Genomic DNA, 18,784 nt, shown 5'->3' with positions numbered 1-18,784 from the left:
CGCATCCGCCCACCGACACCGCCGGTGAGAAAAACCATTGCGTTCCACGCCTAGCCGCTGGCATACACCATCGATCATCTTAAGAGACTCTTAAGTAGCTAACAAACTGTTGGCCGAATTGAGTGCTGAGTCACACCGGCTCAGGCCTGCTTGCTGGGCGCCGGCACCACTCTGGCGCCGTGCACCGGGCCGCTGGCGACACGCACCGTGCGGCATACCCCGGCACCGGAAAGCTGGGTGCCGACCTCGACGGCGTCCTCGGCGGAGGCGCACAGGAACGCGCAGGTGGGGCCGGAACCGGAGACGATGCCCGCCAGGGCACCGGCTTCGACGCCCGCGCGCAGCGTGCGCCGCAGCCCGGTGTCCAGGCTGACGGCCGCGGCCTGCAGATCGTTGCCCAGCAGCGGCGCCAGCTCCCTCGGATCGCCCGAGGCCAGCGCGGTCAGCAACGGCTCGGGATCGTCCAGCGCCGGCGGGCCGCCCTTGCGCCCGTCGGCCCGCAGGTTGTCCAGCTCGGCGAAAACCTTCGGCGTGGACAGCCCACCCTCGGCAAACGCCAGCACCCAGTGGAACGTGCTCCGCGCCAGCACCGTGGCCAACTGCTCGCCGCGGCCGGTGCCCAGCGCGGTGCCACCGTGCAGCGCGAACGGGACGTCGCTGCCGAGCCGGGCGGCCAGCGCATGCAGGTCCCTGCGGGGCACACCCAGCTCCCAGAGGTTGTTCATGGCGACCAGCACGGCGGCCGCGTCGGCGCTGCCGCCGGCCATGCCGCCGGCCACCGGGATGGACTTGTCGATCGAGATCGCGACGTCGGGCGCGCGGCCGACGTGCTCGGCCATGAGTTCGGCAGCCTGCCAGGCGAGATTGCGGTGGTCGGTCGGCAGGCCCTCGGCGCCGTCGCCGAACATCTCCAGTGACAACAGGTCCGCGTTGCGAACGGTCACCTCGTCGAACAGGGAGACGGCGTGGAACACCGTGGTGAGCTCGTGATAGCCGTCATCGCGACAGTCACCGACACCGAGGTACAGGTTCACCTTGCCCGGCACGCGGACGGTCACCGAGCCTGTGGGTACCCACTCAGAAGCAGTGTTTCCATCCGACGTAGACACGCCACGACATTAACGCCCGCGGCGAGAGCCACAACACCAAGTGTGGAAAAGCCTGCCCGCCGGCCTCAGTGGGTGGCGTCGACCTGCTGCTCAGGCTCCGGGGCCGTGGCGCGCTGCTCGCGGTCCAGCTCGCCCGAACGCTGCAGCAGCCGCACGAAGTCGGCGATCGCCAGGGTCTCGCCACGACGTGCCGGATCGATGCTGGCGGCCAGCAGGCGCTCGGCCGAGGCATTGCCCGAACCCGCCCACTCGGCGAACGCGTTGCGCGACGTCTTGCGCCGCTGCGCGAACGCGATGTCGATCAGGTCGAAAACCTGCGAGCGGAAGTTGTCGTCGGTCGGCCACGGCGACGTCTCGTGCCGGTCGATCCGGACCAGGCCCGAGTAGACCCGCGGGATGGGCCAGAACACCGTCGGCGACACCATGCCGTAGCGCCGGACGTTGCCGAAGAACCGCACCTTGGCGCTGGGCACCCCGTAGTCCTTGGTGCCGGGGTCGGCGGCGAGCCGCTCGGCGACCTCGGCCTGGACCATCACCATGACGGTGCGGATGGTCGGGAATTCCGAGAGCAGGTGCAGGATTGCCGGCACCGCGACGTTGTACGGCAGGTTGGCGACCAGCGCGGTCGGCTGCTCTTCCAGGTCGGACGGCATGAGGTCGAGCACGTCGCGGTTGATCACCGTCAACCGGCCGATCTCGCTGTGGGAGTGCTCGGCGACCGTGGTCGGCAGCTGGCGGGCCAGCACCGGGTCGATCTCGACGGCCGTCACCTTCGCGCCGCGGTCCAGCAGCGCCAGCGTCAGCGAGCCCAGACCCGGGCCGACCTCCAAGACGTGGGACTGCCGGTTGACCCCGGATGCCGACACGATGCGGCGCACCGTGTTGGCGTCATGCACGAAGTTCTGTCCGAAGGCCTTACGCGGCCGGAAATCAAGCTCTTTTGCCAGATGCCGGATTTCGGTTCGACCGAGTAGCCGGATCGTCATCGTGCCCCAATTCTCCCGCTACACACTGGCCAGGCACCCCAACCTTGGCGGGCTCGCGTCACTTCAGCAATCGCGATCTGCTCTTCACGTGTCGCAAGATCAGCTCTCGCAGCATAACGCAGACCGCCCTGCCGCTCCCAGGTGTTCTGATCAAATTGGACTCCGCCGTAAAAACCGTTGCCCGTATTGATGGCCCAGTTGCCGGTGGACTCGCAACGCGCCAGTGCATCCCAGGCAGCCCCTTGCGTCACCGGCGGCACCTCGGTGCCGGGCTTGGCGCCGACGCGCAGGACGCCGTCCCGCGCCGGGGTCAGCACCTGATTGGAGACCGGCAGCCGACCGGTCTCGACACCGTTGACCGTGGCAACGGCGAACGTCACGTTCTGCGTGCCGGGCTGGCCCGGATCGTCGACCACCTTGCGGCTCATGTTGAGCGCCGGGTCGGGCACCGTGTTCATGGTCGGGGGCAGCGGCGATTCCATGGTCACCTGCTGCAGCCGGATCCGGGTCACATCGATCTGCATGCCCTCGGTCACCGGCGTGGATGCCGCGGGGACGACGGTGTCGCGCTGCTCCAGCGGCACGCCGGCCTCGGCCAGCAGCCCGGCCACGTTGGCCGCGGCCAGGTGCACCTGGCGCGGCACACCGCCGTCGACGATGGTCACGTTGCGGGCGCTGACCACGGGCAGCGACATGCCGGCCAGCGGCACGCGGGTGGCGCGGTCGGCCGCGACGGGCGCGGTGTCGGTCATGGACAGCTGCTTGAGGGCGTCCTGCACGGTGGCGGCGGTGGTCCACACCTGACGCGTGCCCTGGCCGTCCAGCGAAATCTCGAGCGGGCGGCTGCGGCGCAGCACGATGTTCTCGGCGTCGTGCACGTCCTGGTCGGCCGCGGGGAACAGGTCGTCGCGCTCGCCGACGGTGAAGCCGTTCTCGGTCAGGACGTCGCCGATGCGGGTCTTCATGGTCTGCACCGTCATCGGTGCGCCGTCGATGGTGAGGGTGACGGTCTTGTGGTTCGCGACGGCGAACCCGCCTGCGACGGTCAGCGTGGCGAGGAAGGCCCCGGTCACGCCACGCAGCATCGGCGAGCGCGCATCATGCAATTTGTTCAGAACGTTCAAGGCGTCAATCCCGTGTCTATCGAGCCCGGGGTGGCCCCGAGCAGCGGCCGCGGTGACCACATGAAAGCCACCTCGACCGGGTTGATCACAGAACGGTAACGAACGTCCCCGGGAGGCGGCAACTTGGACTAATGATACAGTCCATAGCTTTTCGAAGCGTTTTCCGAGGTCACCGCGGCAATTTCGGCCGCTGAAGAATTCCGGATCTCGGCCAGTGCGCGGACCGTGTACGGCAGGCAGTACGACTCGTTGGGCGCGCCGCGGAACGGGTGCGGCGTCAGGAACGGCGCGTCGGTTTCGACGAGCAACAGCTCCGCCGGGATGATCGCGGCCGCCTCCCGCAGCGCATGCGCGTTCCGGAAGCTGACGGTGCCGGACAGACTCATGAGCCAGCCGTGATCAGCGCAGGTGCGGGCCATCGCGGCGTCCGACGAGAAGCAGTGGAAGATCACCGTCTCCGGCGCGCCCTCGGACCTCAGCACGTCGAGGACCTCGGCGTCGCCGTCCCGGTTGTGGATCATCAGCGGCTTGCCGACCCGTTTGGCCAGGTCGATGTGCCAGGCGAAGGCCTCGCGCTGCGTCGCCTCGTCGGCGCAACCGTCGAGCTTGCCGGGCCAGTACATGTCGATGCCGGTCTCCCCCACCGCGACCACACGCGGGTCGGCGGCCAGGCCTTCCAGGGTGCGTCTGGCCTGGTCGTCGAGGGCGTTGGCACGGGTCGGATGCAGCGCGACGGCGGCGTACACACGCGGATCGGCATGCGCGGCGCCGACGGCCCACTCGGCCGCCTCGAGATCGTCGGCGATGGTGACGACCTTCTCGACGCCGACGGCTTCGGCACGGTCCAGGATTTCTTTGATGCTCGCCGCGTCGGTGGCGCCACAGGCGTCCAGGTGGGTGTGCGCGTCGATCAGTCCGGGCAGTGGTTCCGGGGCGGGCGGCTTCTCTCGTTTGGCGCTCACAGCGACACCCTAAAGTGAGACCCAAATGAGTGAGCCTTTCTACATCACCACCGCCATCGCGTACCCGAACGGCGCACCGCACATCGGGCACGCGTATGAGTACATCGCCACCGACGCGATCGCCCGGTTCAAGCGGCTCGACGGCTTCGACGTCCGCTACCTGACCGGTACCGACGTGCACGGCCAGAAGATGGCCGAGGCCGCGGCGGCCGAAGGCATCACCGCCGCGGAGCTGGCCACGCGCAACTCCGACGTGTTCCAGGCGCTGCAGGAGAAGCTCAACATCTCCTTCGACCGGTTCATCCGGACGTCCGACGCCGACCACTACGAGGCGTCCAAGGAAATCTGGCGCCGGATGAACGAGGCCGGGGACATCTACCTCGGCACGTACGCCGGCTGGTACTCGATCCGCGACGAGCGCTTCTTCGCCGAGGACGAGACCGAGGTGCGCGACGGCAGCCGGTTCGCCATCGAGACCGGCACGCCCGTCACGTGGACCGAGGAGCAGACCTACTTCTTCAAGCTGTCGGCCTACACCGACCGGCTGCTGGCGCACTACGAAGCGCATCCCGAATTCATCGGACCCGATGTGCGGCGCAACGAGATCGTCAGCTTCGTCTCGGGCGGGCTCAAGGACCTGTCGATCTCGCGCACCACGTTCGACTGGGGCGTCCCGGTACCCGACCACCCCGAGCACGTCATGTACGTGTGGGTCGACGCGTTGACGAATTACCTTACGGGCGTGGGCTTTCCGGACACCGCCGCCGAGGACTTCGGCAAGTACTGGCCGGCGAATCTGCACATGATCGGCAAGGACATCATCCGGTTCCACAGCGTCTACTGGCCGGCGTTCCTGATGTCGGCTGGAATCGCCCTTCCGGAGCGGGTTTTCGCGCACGGCTTCATCAATGTCAAGGGCGAGAAGATGAGCAAGTCGGTGGGCAACGTGGTGGATCCCATCGCGCTGATCGACGCCTTCGGCCTGGACCAGGTGCGCTACTTCTTCCTGCGCGAGGTGTCCTTCGGCCAGGACGGCAGCTACAGCGAGGAAGCCATCATCGGCCGCATCAACGCCGACCTGGCCAACGAACTGGGCAACCTGGCACAGCGCTCGCTGTCGATGGTGAACAAGAACCTCGGCGGAATCGTGCCGGAGCCAGGCGAATTCACCGCCGCCGACCTCGAGTTGCTCAAGCAGGCCGACGCGCTGCTCGAGCAGGTGCGGGCGCACTACGACGTGCCGGCGATGCATCTGGCCCTGGAGGCCATCTGGCAGATGCTCGGTGCCGCCAACCGCTACTTCTCGGCCGAAGAACCGTGGGTGCTGCGCAAGTCTCCCGCTGAGTCGGACCAGACCCGCTTCGGCACAGTGCTATACACGACGCTGGAGGCGGTCCGGATCGCCGCGCTGCTGGTGCAGCCGGTGATGCCGGAGTCCGGGGGGAAGCTGCTCGACCTTCTTGGGCAGGACGCCTCGGCACGGGACTTCCGTGCCCTGGGTACCCGGCTGGCACCGGGGACGGTGCTACCGACACCCGAAGGCGTATTTCCCCGCTATCAAGCGGAGACCAAGGAGTAACGAAAAGATATGGCGCAGGACGGCTTACACGAGCGGCTGCACGACGTCTACGAGGAAGTCACCCGCCGCAACGCCGGCGAGATCGAGTTCCACCAAGCCGTCTACGAGGTTCTGACGAGCCTGGGCCCGGTCGTCGACAAGCACCCCGAGTACTCCGACACCGCCATCATCCGACGGCTGTTCGAGCCCGAGCGGCAGATCATCTTCCGCGTGCCGTGGATCGATGACGCCGGCGCCGAACAGATCAACCGAGGCTTCCGCGTCGAGTTCAACTCCGCGCTGGGCCCGTTCAAGGGCGGCCTGCGGTTCCATCCGTCGGTGTACCTGGGCATCGTGAAATTCCTTGGCTTCGAGCAGATTTTCAAGAACTCACTGACCGGTCTGCCCATCGGCGGCGGCAAGGGCGGGTCGGACTTCGACCCCAAAGGCCGCTCCAAGAACGAGGTGATGCGGTTCTGTCAGTCGTTCATGACCGAGCTGTACCGGCACATCGGTGAGTACACCGACGTCCCCGCCGGCGACATCGGCGTCGGCGGCCGTGAGATCGGCTACCTGTTCGGCCAGTACAAGCGCATCACCAACCGCTACGAGTCCGGCGTCCTGACCGGCAAGGGCCTGACATGGGGTGGCTCGCAGGTCCGCACCGAGGCCACCGGCTACGGCACGGTGTTCTTCGTCGACGAAATCCTGCGCAGCACCGGGCAATCCTTCGACGGCAAGCAGGTCGTGGTGTCCGGGTCCGGCAACGTCGCGATCTACGCCATCGAGAAGGTGCACGCACTCGGCGGCACCGTCATCGGCTGTTCGGACTCCAGCGGATACATCGTGGACGAGAAGGGCGTCGACCTCGAGCTGCTCAAGGAGCTCAAGGAAGTGCGCCGCGGCCGGATTTCCGAGTACGCCGAAATGCGCGGCGGCGGTGCGCAGTTCGTCGAGAACGATTCGGTCTGGCAGTTACCGTGCGACATCGCGCTGCCGTGCGCGACGCAGAACGAGCTGGACGGCGACGACGCGAAGGCACTGATCGCGTCCGGCTGCCAGGTCGTCGCCGAGGGCGCCAACATGCCGTGCACCCCGGAGGCGGTGAAACTGTTCGCCGAGGCCAAGGTCGCGTTCGCGCCCGGCAAGGCCGCCAACGCCGGCGGCGTCGCCACCAGCGCGCTGGAGATGCAGCAGAACGCGTCGCGCGACTCGTGGACGTTCGAGGAGACCGAGCAGCGGCTGGCCGAGATCATGGGCCGCATCCACGACCGCTGCCTGAGCACCGCCGACGAATACGGCCAGCCGGGCAACTACATGGCCGGGGCCAACATCGCCGGCTTCATCCGGGTCGCCGACGCGATGTCGGCCCTCGGAGTCGTCTGACCTGCGCATTCATCCCTTCCAATCGCAGGGTCCGCACGGGAGTCGAGTGATCTGGGCCACATCTGCGGGTACGTTTGTCACACTTTCGGCGCCGCCGGTGTCTTGAGGGCATAACCAACCCCGAAGGAGATGCAGTGATGACCGGAAACCAGAAGCTCCACCGCGTTGTCGTCATCGGCGGCGGATACGCCGGCGCACTGGCGGCCAATCACGTCCGGATGCGCGACGACGTGGCCGTCACCCTGGTGAACCCGCGGCCCAAGTTCGTCGAACGCATCCGCCTGCACCAGCACGCGGCCGGGAACTACGACGCCACCGTCGGCTACGACACCCTCCTCGCCGACGACGTCCGCGTGGTGATCGACACCGCCACCCGCATCGACGCCGCGGCCCGCACCGTCGAGCTGGCGTCTGGCGACACCCTGGACTACGACTACCTGATCTACGCCGTCGGCAGCACTGGCGCCGTCCCGTCGTCGGTGCCCGGCGCCGCCGAATTCGCTTACCCCCTGGCCGAATTCGAGCAGGCGGAGCGGCTGGCAGCGCGACTGCAGGACGTGCCGCTGTCCGCGCCACTGGTGGTCATCGGTGCCGGGCTGACCGGCATCGAGGCGGCGGCCGAATTCGCCGAGGCCGGCCGCAACGTCGTGCTGGTCGGCAACAAGCTCGCGCCGGCGATGAGTGCCCCGGCCCGTCGCTCGGTGGCCAAGGCCCTGGCCAAGCTGGGCGTGACTGTGATCGAGGGCGACGTCAGCGCCGTCAGCGCCCACCGGGTGACCCTCGCCGACGGGCGCTTCATCAGCAGCGCCGTCACGGTGTGGACCGCCGGCTTCGGCACCCCCCAACTGGCGGCCGCCAGCGGACTGCGGACCGATGACCTGGGCCGGTTGCTGACCGATGAAACCATGACCAGCATCGACGATCCGCGCATCGTCGCCACCGGCGACGCTGCCGCACCGTCGGGTCAGCCGCTGCGGATGAGCTGCCAGGCGACGAGTCCGCTCACCGTGACGGCCGTGGGGACCGTGCTGAGCCGGATCGCCGGAACCGAGCCCAAACCCCTCGACCCCGTGTTCGTCGGATCGTGCGTCAGCCTCGGCCGGCACCTGGCGACCATCCAGATCGCCCGGAAAGACGACTCCTCCACCAACTACTACATCGGCGGTCGGGTCGGCGCGAAGCTGAAGGAAGCGATCTGCAAGGGCACGCTGTGGGGGATCCGACGGGTCGCCAATAAGCCGAGCGCGGTGTTCGTGATGACGGGCGGCAAGCGCGCCGAACAGCTGGCGGAGACTGTCAGCGCATGACCGGCTCCGCCAGTGTCGCAGGGGGTGAACACGCCGAGCGGTTCACCCACCTGCGGCCGCTCCTCTTCACCATCGCCTACGAAATCCTGGGCTCGGCAACGGAATCCGACGACGTGCTGCAGGACAGCTACCTGCGGTGGGCCGAGGTCGACCTCGACACCGTGCGGGACACCAAGTCGTACCTGGCGCAGTTGGTCACCCGGCAGGCGTTGAATGCCTTGCGGGCCGGCGCTCGCCGCCGCGAGGAGTACGTCGGCCCGTGGCTACCCGAGCCGCTGCTACTCGACGAGCGCGACGCCTCCTCGGATGTTGTTCTCGCCGAGTCGGTTTCGATGGCGATGCTCGTGGTCCTGGAGACTCTGGGCCCCGACGAACGGGCCGTGTTCGTGCTGCGTGAGGTGTTCGGGTTCGACTATGACGAAATCGCCGGGGCCGTAGGCAAATCCACCGCGGCGGTGCGCCAGGTCGCACACCGGGCCCGCGAGCATGTCCAGGCCCGGCGTAAGCGGTACACGCCCGACACCGCCAAGTCCGCCGAGGTCACCACGCAGTTCCTGACGGCAGCGGCGACCGGCGATCTGGACGGCCTGATGACGCTGCTGGCCCCGAACGTCACTTGGACCGCGGACAGCGACGGCAAGGTCAGCGCCGCCCGGCGACCGGTCTACGGCCCGGACAAGGTCGGGCGACTGCTGCTCGGCCTCATGCGCGGCATCGCCGACTACCCCGAGGCCCGCGCCGACCTCGCGACGTACAACAGCGCCCCGGCACTGGTGCTCTACCTCGGCGAGAAACTCGAGGGCGTCATCCTGATCGAGATCGAGGACGGCAAGATCAGCCACTTCTACGCCGTGCGCAACCCCGACAAGCTCGGTGGGGTGCTGGTCGAGCGGGAGATCCGGCGGACCGTCTGACAAGCTGTGGGGCGTGCGAGTCGAGCGGTTGGCCGACCTGGGCGACGCCCCCGGGGTGTTGAAGGCTGTCGCCGACGCCGCCGCCCGCCGCGGCCTGCCACCGCCGGCCGCGCTTCTGGGTGACTGGTTCGGTGCGACGGCCGTCATCGCGCCGAGCGTCGCCATCGAGCCGGTGGCCGCCACCGAAGTCTTCGACGCGCCAACGGGTTCCGGTGAGGCGATCGGTGGCGGCTGGTTCGGCTACCTGTCGTACCCGGACGGTGGTCACCGGATCCCGGCGGCTGCCGGCGGCTGGTCGGACTCGGTGCTGCGGCAGGACGCCGCCGGGCACTGGTGGTACGAAAGCCTTTCCGGGGCAGCGCTTCCCGACTGGCTGGCCGCCCTGGAGCCGGCGGTGCCCGCGCCGTACGCGATCGACTGGCGGGCGCCGGACCGCGCCGGCCACCGCGCCGGCGTGCTGTCCTGCCTCGACGCGATCGCCGCGGGCGAGGTGTACCAGGCCTGCGTCTGTACCCGTTTCACCGGACGGCTGTCCGGCACGCCCATCGACTTCTTCGTCGACGCGGTGACGCGGACCGCGCCCGCCCGGGCCGCGTTCGTCGCAGGCGAGTGGGGCGCTGTCGCGTCCCTGTCGCCGGAACTGTTCCTGAGCCGCCGCGGCGAGGTCGTCACCTCCAGCCCCATCAAAGGCACTCTCCCCCTTGATCGTCCGCCGTCGGAGCTGGCTTCGTCGGTCAAAGATGTCGCCGAGAACATCATGATCGTCGACCTCGTGCGCAATGATCTGAGCCGTGTCGCGACGACCGGGCCCGTCCGGGTGCCGCAGCTACTGGCAGTCGAGCCCGCGCCGGGCGTCTGGCATCTCGTGTCGACGGTCGCCGCGCGGGTTCCGGTCGACACCCCGATGGCGGCGGTGCTGGACGCCACCTTCCCGCCCGCCTCGGTGACCGGCACCCCGAAATGCCGCGCCCGCGAACTCCTCGCCGAATGGGAGCCGTACGACCGCGGAATCTATTGCGGGACGGTCGGTTTGGCGTCACCCCTGGCCGGCACCGAACTCAATGTCGCGATCCGCACCGTGGAATTCGACCCCGACGGCGGAGCGATCCTGGGGGTGGGCGGTGGCATCACCGCCGACTCCGACCCGGACCGCGAATGGGAAGAGTGCCTCCACAAGGCCGCCGCCACCGTCAGCCTCTCCCTGTCTCGCGAGCAGTCCGCTGCAAGCGGGCGGTACCCTGCACAAAATTGGGTCGATCGACACTGATCTAGCTACCCGACTCTCTTAGGCCTCGGATCCCAGTCACCTGGTGACTGGGATCCGAGGCCTTAGTGCGACCTAAGCGAGTCGGGTCGGTTCACGCGGAGATTGGCGGCGAATTTCGTGATCGCCTGCGAAGCATCGCAGGCGATCGCCCGCGTGGCGCATCCCAGGCCCGCACCGGCCGGACAGTCGACCCACAGAAAACGTCAGCGGAGCCTTTTTCAACACTTTTATGTCTCACGGGCCTTCAGGACCGCGTCGTAGAGCTCGCGCCGGGACGGCGCGCCGGGGTTCTCGGCGATCACTTGCGCGCAGGCATCTTTGACGCGCGCGCCGTCGTCGACCAGTTCCTGAACCAGCGCGACCAAACTGTCGATGTCCGCCACCGGCGTCGCCCCCGCCAGCACCACGGTGATCTCGCCGAGCACGCCGTCGGCGGCCCACTCGGCCAGTTCCGCGAGGCTGCCCCGGCGAATCTCCTCGTGGGTCTTGGTCAGCTCACGGCACACCACCGCGCGCCGGTCCGGCCCCAGCACGGTCACCGCATCGGCCAGCGTCTCGGCCAGTCGGCGCGGTGACTCGAAGAACACACACGTCCGGCGCTCGGTCGCGAAGCCGGCCAGCCACGCCGCCCGGCCCTTGCGCGGCGCGAAACCCTCGAAGCAGAACCGGTCCGACGCCAGTCCGGACACCGCCAGCGCCGTCGTCACCGCCGACGGGCCTGGCAGACACGACACCGGCAACCCGGCCTCGGCGCACGCCGCCACCAGTCGGTACCCCGGATCGCTGATCAGCGGCATGCCGGCGTCGCTGACCACCAGCACGGTCTCCCCCGCGGCAATCGATTCGACGAGCCCCGCGACCCGGGATGCCTCGTTCTGGTCGAAGAAACTGACGACGCGCCCGGCGGGCCGGACATCCAGCGACGCGGCCAGCGCGCGCACCCGCCGGGTGTCCTCGGCGGCGATCACATCGGCGGTGCCGAGCGCCTCGATGAGGCGGGCCGAGGCGTCACCGGGCTGGCCCAATGGAGTCGCCGCGAGCAGCAGCCGACCAGCGCCAGCGAGCGGACCAAGTGCTGATGTCACACGGGACAGCCTAAGCTCGCTGACGTGACCGCCCCCGCCCTCGACGCCTCCGACGCCGAGCGCGAGGTCCCCGTGATCAGTCCGGCGCCACTGACGCCTGCCGCCGATTTCGGCCCGACCGACCGGCTGCGTGGCTGGACCATGACCGCGGTGATCACCGCGCTGGCCGTCATCACCCGGTTCCTGAACCTGGGCTCGCCGACCGACGCGGGCACCCCGATCTTCGACGAGAAGCATTACGCGCCGCAGGCCTGGCAGGTGCTGCACAACAACGGCGTCGAGGACAACCCCGGCTACGGCCTGGTGGTGCACCCGCCGGTCGCCAAACAGCTGATGGCCATCGGCGAATGGATCTTCGGATACAACGGCGTCGGCTGGCGGTTCTCCGGCGCGGTGTGCGGCGTCATCCTGGTGCTGCTGGTGGCGCGGATCGTGCGGCGCATGACGCGCTCGACGCTGCTGGGCGGCATCGCCGGGCTGCTGATCATCGCCGACGGCGTCAGCTTCGTCTCGGCCCGCACCGCGCTGCTCGACGTCTATCAGGCCGTATTCATCGTGGCGGCGTTCGGCGCCCTCATCGTGGACCGCGACCAGGTACGCGCCCGGATGCACGTCGCGATGACCGAAGGCCGGATCACCGAGACACCGTGGGGCCCGCGGCTCGGCGTGCGGTGGTGGCGGTTCGGCGCCGGCGTGCTGTTGGGGCTCGCGCTCGCGGTCAAGTGGTCGGGCCTGTATTACATGGTGTTCTTCGGCCTGATGACGGTCGCGTTCGACATTGCGGCCCGGCGGGCGTACCGCGTGCAGCGGCCCTGGGTGGGAACGCTGCGCCGCGACGTCGTGCCGGGGATGTGGGCGCTGACGCTGATCCCGGTGGGTGTGTACCTGGCGTCGTATGCCCCGTGGTTCGCCTCGGAGACCGCGATCGACCGGCACATGGAAGGCCGGAACATCGGCGACGGGCCGTTCGCGACGCTGCGCTCGCTCTGGTACTACACGCACGACGTCTACCGCTTCCATTCCGGCCTGACCAACGCCGCGGGCAATCACCACCCGTGGGAATCCAAGCCCTGGACGTGGCCAATGTCGCTGCGGCCGGTGCTGTACGCCATCGACAACAACAACGTGCCGGGCTGCGGCGCGCAGTCGTGCGTCAAGGCCGTCATGCTGGCCGGTACGCCGGCGATGTGGTTCATCGCGGTGCCGGTGCTCGCCTGGGCGGTGTGGCGGACGTTCGTCAAACGCGACTGGCGGTACGCCGCCGCGCTGACCGGCTACGCCGCGGGATACCTGCCGTGGTTCGCCGACATCGACCGGCAGATGTACTTCTTCTACGCGACGCCCATGGCGCCGTTCCTGATCATCCTGATCACCCTGATCCTCGGCGACATCCTGTATCCGAGATCGACGGAACCGGAACGACGAACGCTCGGGCTGCTGGTCGTGTGCTTCTACGTGGCACTGGTGATCACCAACTTCGCCTGGATGTACCCGATCCTGACGGGTCTGCCGATCTCGCCGTCGACCTGGAACATGGAGATCGTGCTGCCCTCCTGGCGTTGATCCTGCGTCTAGAGCGCAAGAGTGCGAGTGGCGAACGCCGCCACCGCGGAGTCAACGGAACGGTTCCGACACATCGAACGCCTGTGCGATAGGATCGCGGGGTGTCCTTGGCGGTTCAGGGTTCGCTGTTCGACCATGCCGAACGGCGCTGGCTCGGCGACGGCGCCTGGGTCGACGTCCGCGCCGGCTGGCTGACGGGCGCCGACACGCTTTTCGACGAGCTGCTGACGGCGATTCCCTGGCGCGCCGAGCAGCGCCAGATGTACGACAAGGTGCTCGACGTGCCGCGGCTCGTCAGCTTCCATGACCTCGCGCAGGAACGGGCGCCGCATCCCGGGCTGGCGCGGCTGCGGGTGCGCCTCAACGACGCCTACGCCCACGAACTCGGCGAGCCGTTCACCACGGTGGGCCTGTGCTTGTACCGCGACGGCAATGACAGCGTCGCATGGCACGGCGACACCATCGGGCGCAGCAGCACCGAGGACACCATGGTCGCGGTGCTGAGCCTCGGGGCGACAAGGGTTTTCGCGCTGCGTCCCCGCAACGCGGGCGCAGACGGCAGACGCACCAGCGTCCGGCTGCCCCAGGTCCACGGCGACCTGCTGGTGATGGGCGGGTCCTGCCAGCGCACCTGGGAGCACGCGGTGCCCAAGACCGCACGGCCCACAGGGCCGCGGATCAGCATTCAGTTCCGGCCGCGCAACGTGCGGTAGTTACTGCCCGCGTACCGCGGCGACCGACTTGGTCAGCAGCTCCGTCGCCTTCTGGGTGTTCACCGGCACGACGGGTTTGTCCGGCGCGACGAGCGAGTTGGCGGTGACGATCACCAGGAATCTGCCGAAACCGGCGACGTAGTTGTACAGCTGGCCGGAGGCCGGCTTGCCGCCCGCCATCGTCTCGAGGATGCGGTGGGTACCCAGCGTCTTCACCTCGTCGATGGGCGGGGCCGGCACCTCTTCGACCAGGCCCCGCACCCCGGCGCCGGAGAAGGCGACCTTCTTGCAGCCGTCACCGGGATCGGCCGGCGCGATCGGTTCGGACGTCTCGACCGCCAAGATGACGTACCGGTTGCCCTGCCCTTCGGCGGTGACGGCGGTCATGTTGCCCTTGGCACCTGGGGAGACGGCCATGCCGGAGGCGAATTTCGCGCAGTCCGGCGGCTCGAATTTCAGGCCCGGCGGCAGCGTCTGCGGGGCGAACGCGCGCGGGTCGATGCCTGTCGGCGCGACCGTCTTGACCTGGTAGTCCGGCCCGAAAGTGCCCTTCAGATCAAGGATTTTGGTGATGTCGGGGTCAGCGACCACCGCCGGGGAGTGGGACGTGCATGCCGCCACCAGACCGACCACACCGACCCGGCCGGCCACCGCGAGCACCGTTCTGCGCATTGTGGCGAATCTACCGGGCCAATCCGTCTGCGGCCGGGATGCCCCGCACCGACCGCACCGCCGCGTCCAACAATGTCGCCGGGAGCTCGGCGGGCAACGGCGGCGTGACGGCCCCCGGGTCGGTCACCATGGTGACCGAAACCGCCAGCGCGTCGACGTACGCGATCAGAGTCGTTGCCTGCGAATGGGTTTGCGCACCGTTCTCGACGCTGGTGGTGATGTGCGCCGTCAGGCCCAGCGTCTTGGCGTCGGCGATCTGCGGAGCGTCGACGAGGTCGACGGCCGCGTGCGCACGGCCGGCGCTCAACGACCAGGCGTGGCAGTCGCCGACGAGCTCGCGCGCCGGCGCGACGGCCGGCGCCGCGGTCGCGTACACGATGCCGCCGGGTCCCGATGCCGACCAGCCCCGCACGCCGTCTGCCGGCGCGGCCACCAGGACCGCGCAGTCCGGTGGGTCGGCCGCCGACCCGGCGGACATGCCCCAGAACGTCGTCGGGGCGGCCGGTGCCGGCAACGCAGCGAACTCGTAGCCCTGCAGATCCTTGGGCAGGTGTTGGCGCATTCGGCCGATCGCGGCCGGGTCGGCGGGTTTCGCGGCCGCCGGGGTGGTCGGCCGCGTGGGCGGGGTCGTCGACCCACACGCCGCACACAGCAGCACCGCTGCCGACCACGCGAGTACGCGCATTTGCTGTTGATAGCACGGCGAACGCGTCGACCCCGGCCGATGTCCGGCGCCACGCCGATGCAACTTTTGCGGACACGACGTTCCACCGCAAGCTCGCGCATCCGGCTTCGTCCGCCCCGTAGTCTGCAACCGACGACAGGAGACGGAAATGTTGCCGATGAGGGTTGCCGGCGTTGCGCTGGCCGTGACTGTGACTGCGCTGGGCGCGAGTGCCTGCAACTCGGACTCGAAACCGGCGCCGTCGTCGACGTCCAGCAGTGCCGCGAGCACCAGCGCGGCGGCCGCACCGACTTCTGCGGCACCCAGCGCACCGGCGGTTCCGAAGAAGACCATCCGGGACTACCTGCACGAGAAGAACATCACCGAGCAGCAGCTGCACCCCGGCGATCCCGGCGCCCCGACGCTGACCATGCCGCTCCCCCAGGGCTGGGTGGACGCCGGTCCGCTGACACCGAAATGGGCCTGGAGCGCAAGCAAATTCGACGACCCGGCGATGAAGGCCGACCCGCCGACCATCATCGTGCTGATCTCGAAGTTGCCCGGCGCCAATGCCGACGAGGTACTGCAGTACGCACCCGGCGAGCTGCAGAACCTGCACAACTGGCAGGACGCCGGCACCAACTGCGAGGCGACGCTCGCGGGGTTCAAGGCGTGTCAGGTCGGCGGCATGTACAGCCAGGACGGCAAGGACCGGCTGATGGCACAGAAGACGGCGGCCATCCCGACCAAGGACGGCGTGATCGTGCTGCAGATCAACGCCAGCGGCACCAAGGAGACCATCGCGCCGCTGATGGATGCGACGTCGTCGATCGACAAATCGCTGAAGATCACCGTGCCCTGACGGGCCTGAACTCAGGCGCGGGAGAACGCCGATGCCGCGGCCACCTGCTCGGCCGTCGGCCGGACCCCGGTGTACCGTTCGAACTGTTCGGCGGCCTGCAGGGCGATGACCTCGGCGCCGGTGATCACCGGGATCCCGGCCGCGCGCGCCGCGCGCACCAGCGGCGTTTCCGATGGCAGGGCCACCACGTCGAAAACGTTGCGCGCCTTGGCAACAACCTCCGGCGCGAACGACAGGTCGTCGGCTTCGGCGCCACCAGCCATCCCGATGGGGGTGACGTTGACGACGATGTCCGCGCCACCTGACGCGTCGGCCGTGTAGCGGTACCCCAGCCGGTCGGCCAGCCGGCCGCCGGTCTCAGGGTTGCGTGCGACGATGGTGCCCGCCTCGAATCCCTTGTCCCGGAACGCTGCCGCCACCGCGCTGGCCATGCCGCCGCTGCCGCGGATGAGCAGCGACGCGCCCGGATCGAGGCCGTGCTCGTCGATGAGCCGGGCGATGGCGAGGTAGTCGGTGTTGCAGGCCGTCAGCCGGCCCGCGTCATTGACGATCGTGTTGACCGAATTGATCACGCGCGCCGACTCTTCCAGCTCGTCGACGAGCGCGATGACGTCTTCTTTGAACGGCATGGACACCGAGCAGCCGCGGATGCCCAGGGCCCGGACGCCGCCGATCGCCGCGGCGATGTCGGTCGTGGTGAAGGCCTTGTAGACGAAATCCAGGCCCAGCTCGTCGTAGAGGTAGTTGTGAAAGCGCGTGCCGATGTTGCTGGGCCGGGCAGCCAGCGAGATGCACACCGCGGTGTCCTTGTTCAGCAGCGGACGCCGGGAGTACAACGATTCCGCCATCAGCCGACCGCCTTGATCACTTGCTGCGCCAGGGTGTGGATCTCTTGATACTGCTTGGGCGACAACGACAATTGGCCGGGTTTCGGGACGTCGAATTCGGTGACGATCATGTTGCGGTCGTCGCGCTCCCAGGTGGCACCGTAGTGCTCCAGGATCTTGCGCATCGGAAAGTTGTCGGACAGCACCCGCGCCGCGAACCGCTCGATGCCGGAGCCCCGCGCGGCCGGCACCAGCGCGTCCATCAGGAAGGTACCGATGCCCCGGCCCTGATAGTCGTCACCGACCATGAAGGCAACCTCGGCGACCGTCGGATTCTCGTGCAGCCGAACGAATCTGGCGTCGGCGACCATCGGCCCGTCGGGTCCGTCGATGCCGTCGGTCAGCACCCACACGAAGTGGTCGACGTAGTCGACCTCGAAGAGGTAGGCCATCAGCGCGGGGCTGGGCTGGTAGGCCGTCTGGAACCGGCGATAGATGGTCTCGGTCGAGAAACGGACGGGTCCCTGGCGCACGCGCGGGTTGTCGCCGGGCAGCACGGGCCGCAGGTACATCTGGCTGCCGTCGCTCAGCTTCACCGGGAGCGGCGTGATGAACTCCGCGAGCCGCTGCCGCGCCGTGCGCACCAGCCGCTCGGCCATACAGGGCACGTCGAGCATCGCGGTCAGCGCGTCGTGCCCACCGACCCACCCGGTCAGCGGTTCGGTGACCAGCACGGTGGCGTTGCGCGTGCCACCCCGCAACAGGGCGATCTCACCGACGATCAGGCCCGGGCCGATGTCGTGGACGATGAGTTCGCCGTCGGGGGCGGCATGCGTCACCCGGACGCTGCCGGCGCTGATCAGGATGAACGACGACGCAACTTCGCCCTGCGTCATCAGCACCTTGCCCGGTTCGGCGGTCAGCGGCCTCAGCAGGGGCGCCAGCCGGTCGAGGTCCTCCCGACGGCAGCTCGCGAAGAACCCCAACGAGGCCAGTTCATCCGTCGTCGCTTCCGGCACGGAAGGAAACGTTACCGGCGGACGGCACGGCATGTGGTGCCGTTGGGACTCCCCCTATTGAAAACAATTTTCGACAAGCTCTCCGGTGTCGGGTATCGTCGGCCGCGCGTTAATGAAAACGATTTTCACTTAACTGACGGAGGTTCCCATGAAGGCCGGCATCCACCCCGACTACCACCCCGTCGTCTTCCAGGACGCCACCACCGGACGCACGTTCCTGACCCGCTCCACCGCCACGAGCTCCCGGACCATCGAATGGCAGACCGCCGACGGCGTTCGCACGTACCCACTGATCGTGGTCGACGTCACCTCAGATTCCCACCCGGTATGGACCGGCAAGCGGCAGATTCTGGACACCGCGGGTCGCGTCGAGAAGTTCAACCGCAAGTACGGTCGATGACCTTGGCGCGGGTATCCCCTTGCCACACCGACTCATTCATCTCCCCGCCGCGTATCACCCGGCATCGGCCGCGGCCCGGGTCCCACACCCGGGGTGCGGCGACCACCGCGGCCTGGGACTGGCAACTGCATGCCCGTTGCCGTGGGTTGCCGGCCGAGGTCTTCTACACCGGCGATGATGATCGCGGCGCCCGCCGGGTCGCGCACGAAGAACACGCCAAACAGATCTGCCACCACTGCCCGGTGCTGCGCGACTGCCTCGGCCACGCCATGGAAGCAGATGAGCCCTACGGCATCTGGGGCGCCACGACCCCGAAGGAGCGGGCTGCGATACGAAGTTCACAGCCTTTTATTAGCTGATCTATCA

Annotated in this window: 19 protein-coding genes; 10 read left to right on the top strand and 9 right to left on the bottom strand. The window is 68.4% G+C overall.

Annotated features, from left to right (window positions below; genetic code table 11):
• Window positions 1–140: 140 nt before the first annotated feature.
• The 4 genes from ACJH6J_RS19120 to ACJH6J_RS19105 form a co-directional block, all read right to left on the bottom strand.
• Window positions 141–1,109, bottom strand: coding sequence for a 4-(cytidine 5'-diphospho)-2-C-methyl-D-erythritol kinase (locus ACJH6J_RS19120; RefSeq protein ID WP_346416160.1), 969 nt, complete (start codon window positions 1,107–1,109; stop codon window positions 141–143).
• Between the two features lie 65 nt (window positions 1,110–1,174).
• Entirely contained in the window at window positions 1,175–2,095 is a 921-nt protein-coding gene (gene rsmA, locus ACJH6J_RS19115; RefSeq protein WP_406804387.1) for a 16S rRNA (adenine(1518)-N(6)/adenine(1519)-N(6))-dimethyltransferase RsmA, read from the bottom strand.
• A complete protein-coding gene (locus ACJH6J_RS19110) occupies window positions 2,092–3,219 on the bottom strand; it encodes a transglycosylase family protein (protein ID WP_346416158.1) in 1,128 nt (375 codons plus the stop codon). The genes rsmA and ACJH6J_RS19110 overlap by 4 nt, the downstream gene beginning before the upstream one ends.
• 128 nt (window positions 3,220–3,347) lie before the next feature.
• Window positions 3,348–4,181: a TatD family hydrolase gene (locus ACJH6J_RS19105; RefSeq protein ID WP_133427946.1), complete on the bottom strand. Its 834-nt coding sequence runs from the start codon at window positions 4,179–4,181 to the stop codon at window positions 3,348–3,350.
• A gap of 25 nt (window positions 4,182–4,206) precedes the next feature.
• On the opposite strand from ACJH6J_RS19105, the gene metG reads away from it, so the two are divergent.
• The 5 genes from metG (at window position 4,207) to ACJH6J_RS19080 (ending at window position 10,613) form a co-directional block, all read left to right on the top strand.
• Window positions 4,207–5,760, top strand: a complete 1,554-nt coding sequence (metG, locus tag ACJH6J_RS19100; RefSeq protein WP_133427945.1) for a methionine--tRNA ligase — start codon at window positions 4,207–4,209, stop codon at window positions 5,758–5,760.
• A gap of 9 nt (window positions 5,761–5,769) precedes the next feature.
• On the top strand, window positions 5,770–7,125 hold the full coding sequence (gene gdhA / locus ACJH6J_RS19095) for an NADP-specific glutamate dehydrogenase (RefSeq protein ID WP_406804386.1): 1,356 nt from the start codon (window positions 5,770–5,772) through the stop codon (window positions 7,123–7,125).
• A 137-nt stretch (window positions 7,126–7,262) separates the two neighbouring features.
• A complete protein-coding gene (locus tag ACJH6J_RS19090; RefSeq protein ID WP_406804385.1) occupies window positions 7,263–8,432 on the top strand; it encodes an NAD(P)/FAD-dependent oxidoreductase in 1,170 nt (389 codons plus the stop codon).
• The gene (locus ACJH6J_RS19085; protein WP_212812886.1) at window positions 8,429–9,346 is read left to right on the top strand and encodes an RNA polymerase sigma-70 factor; all 918 of its coding nucleotides are present in this window, start codon (window positions 8,429–8,431) and stop codon (window positions 9,344–9,346) included. Before ACJH6J_RS19090 ends, ACJH6J_RS19085 begins: the two co-directional genes overlap by 4 nt.
• 13 nt (window positions 9,347–9,359) lie before the next feature.
• Window positions 9,360–10,613 (top strand): aminodeoxychorismate synthase component I, encoded by a 1,254-nt coding sequence (locus tag ACJH6J_RS19080; protein WP_406804384.1) that lies wholly within the window; start codon window positions 9,360–9,362, stop codon window positions 10,611–10,613.
• Between the two features lie 227 nt (window positions 10,614–10,840).
• Here ACJH6J_RS19080 and rsmI read toward each other — a convergent pair whose 3' ends face one another.
• Window positions 10,841–11,698, bottom strand: a complete 858-nt coding sequence (gene rsmI / locus ACJH6J_RS19075; protein WP_406804383.1) for a 16S rRNA (cytidine(1402)-2'-O)-methyltransferase — start codon at window positions 11,696–11,698, stop codon at window positions 10,841–10,843.
• Between the two features lie 24 nt (window positions 11,699–11,722).
• Here rsmI and ACJH6J_RS19070 point away from each other — a divergent pair, with 24 nt between their 5' ends.
• Window positions 11,723–13,261 (top strand): dolichyl-phosphate-mannose--protein mannosyltransferase, encoded by a 1,539-nt coding sequence (locus ACJH6J_RS19070; RefSeq protein ID WP_406804382.1) that lies wholly within the window; start codon window positions 11,723–11,725, stop codon window positions 13,259–13,261.
• Window positions 13,262–13,362: 101 nt separating this feature from the next.
• Complete coding sequence (locus tag ACJH6J_RS19065; protein ID WP_406804381.1) at window positions 13,363–13,974, top strand: alpha-ketoglutarate-dependent dioxygenase AlkB; 612 nt, start codon at window positions 13,363–13,365, stop codon at window positions 13,972–13,974.
• Here ACJH6J_RS19065 and ACJH6J_RS19060 read toward each other — a convergent pair whose 3' ends face one another.
• Both ACJH6J_RS19060 and ACJH6J_RS19055 read right to left on the bottom strand, forming a co-directional pair.
• Window positions 13,975–14,646 (bottom strand): DUF5642 family protein, encoded by a 672-nt coding sequence (locus ACJH6J_RS19060; protein ID WP_406804380.1) that lies wholly within the window; start codon window positions 14,644–14,646, stop codon window positions 13,975–13,977.
• Between the two features lie 10 nt (window positions 14,647–14,656).
• Window positions 14,657–15,331, bottom strand: a complete 675-nt coding sequence (locus ACJH6J_RS19055; RefSeq protein ID WP_406804379.1) for a DUF5642 family protein — start codon at window positions 15,329–15,331, stop codon at window positions 14,657–14,659.
• A gap of 148 nt (window positions 15,332–15,479) precedes the next feature.
• On the opposite strand from ACJH6J_RS19055, the gene ACJH6J_RS19050 reads away from it, so the two are divergent.
• Window positions 15,480–16,172, top strand: coding sequence for an LpqN/LpqT family lipoprotein (locus ACJH6J_RS19050; RefSeq protein ID WP_406804378.1), 693 nt, complete (start codon window positions 15,480–15,482; stop codon window positions 16,170–16,172).
• Window positions 16,173–16,183: 11 nt separating this feature from the next.
• Here ACJH6J_RS19050 and ACJH6J_RS19045 read toward each other — a convergent pair whose 3' ends face one another.
• A complete protein-coding gene (locus tag ACJH6J_RS19045) occupies window positions 16,184–17,020 on the bottom strand; it encodes a shikimate 5-dehydrogenase (protein WP_406804377.1) in 837 nt (278 codons plus the stop codon).
• Window positions 17,020–18,051 carry a GNAT family N-acetyltransferase gene (locus ACJH6J_RS19040; protein WP_406804376.1) on the bottom strand — a complete coding sequence of 344 codons (1,032 nt, stop codon included), beginning with the start codon at window positions 18,049–18,051 and terminating at the stop codon, window positions 17,020–17,022. Before ACJH6J_RS19040 ends, ACJH6J_RS19045 begins: the two co-directional genes overlap by 1 nt.
• Before the next feature lie 115 nt (window positions 18,052–18,166).
• Between ACJH6J_RS19040 and ACJH6J_RS19035 the strand changes: the two genes are divergently transcribed.
• The gene (locus ACJH6J_RS19035; protein WP_029121474.1) at window positions 18,167–18,418 is read left to right on the top strand and encodes a type B 50S ribosomal protein L31; all 252 of its coding nucleotides are present in this window, start codon (window positions 18,167–18,169) and stop codon (window positions 18,416–18,418) included.
• Window positions 18,415–18,777: a WhiB family transcriptional regulator gene (locus tag ACJH6J_RS19030; protein WP_406804375.1), complete on the top strand. Its 363-nt coding sequence runs from the start codon at window positions 18,415–18,417 to the stop codon at window positions 18,775–18,777. The genes ACJH6J_RS19035 and ACJH6J_RS19030 overlap by 4 nt, the downstream gene beginning before the upstream one ends.
• The last annotated feature ends 7 nt before the right edge of the window (window positions 18,778–18,784 follow it).

This window comes from Mycobacterium sp. SMC-18, from assembly GCF_045310895.1.
Lineage (GTDB): Bacteria > Actinomycetota > Actinomycetes > Mycobacteriales > Mycobacteriaceae > Mycobacterium.
The sequence above is the reverse complement of the archived record's forward strand: the minus strand, read 5'-3'. Positions and strand labels throughout refer to the sequence as shown.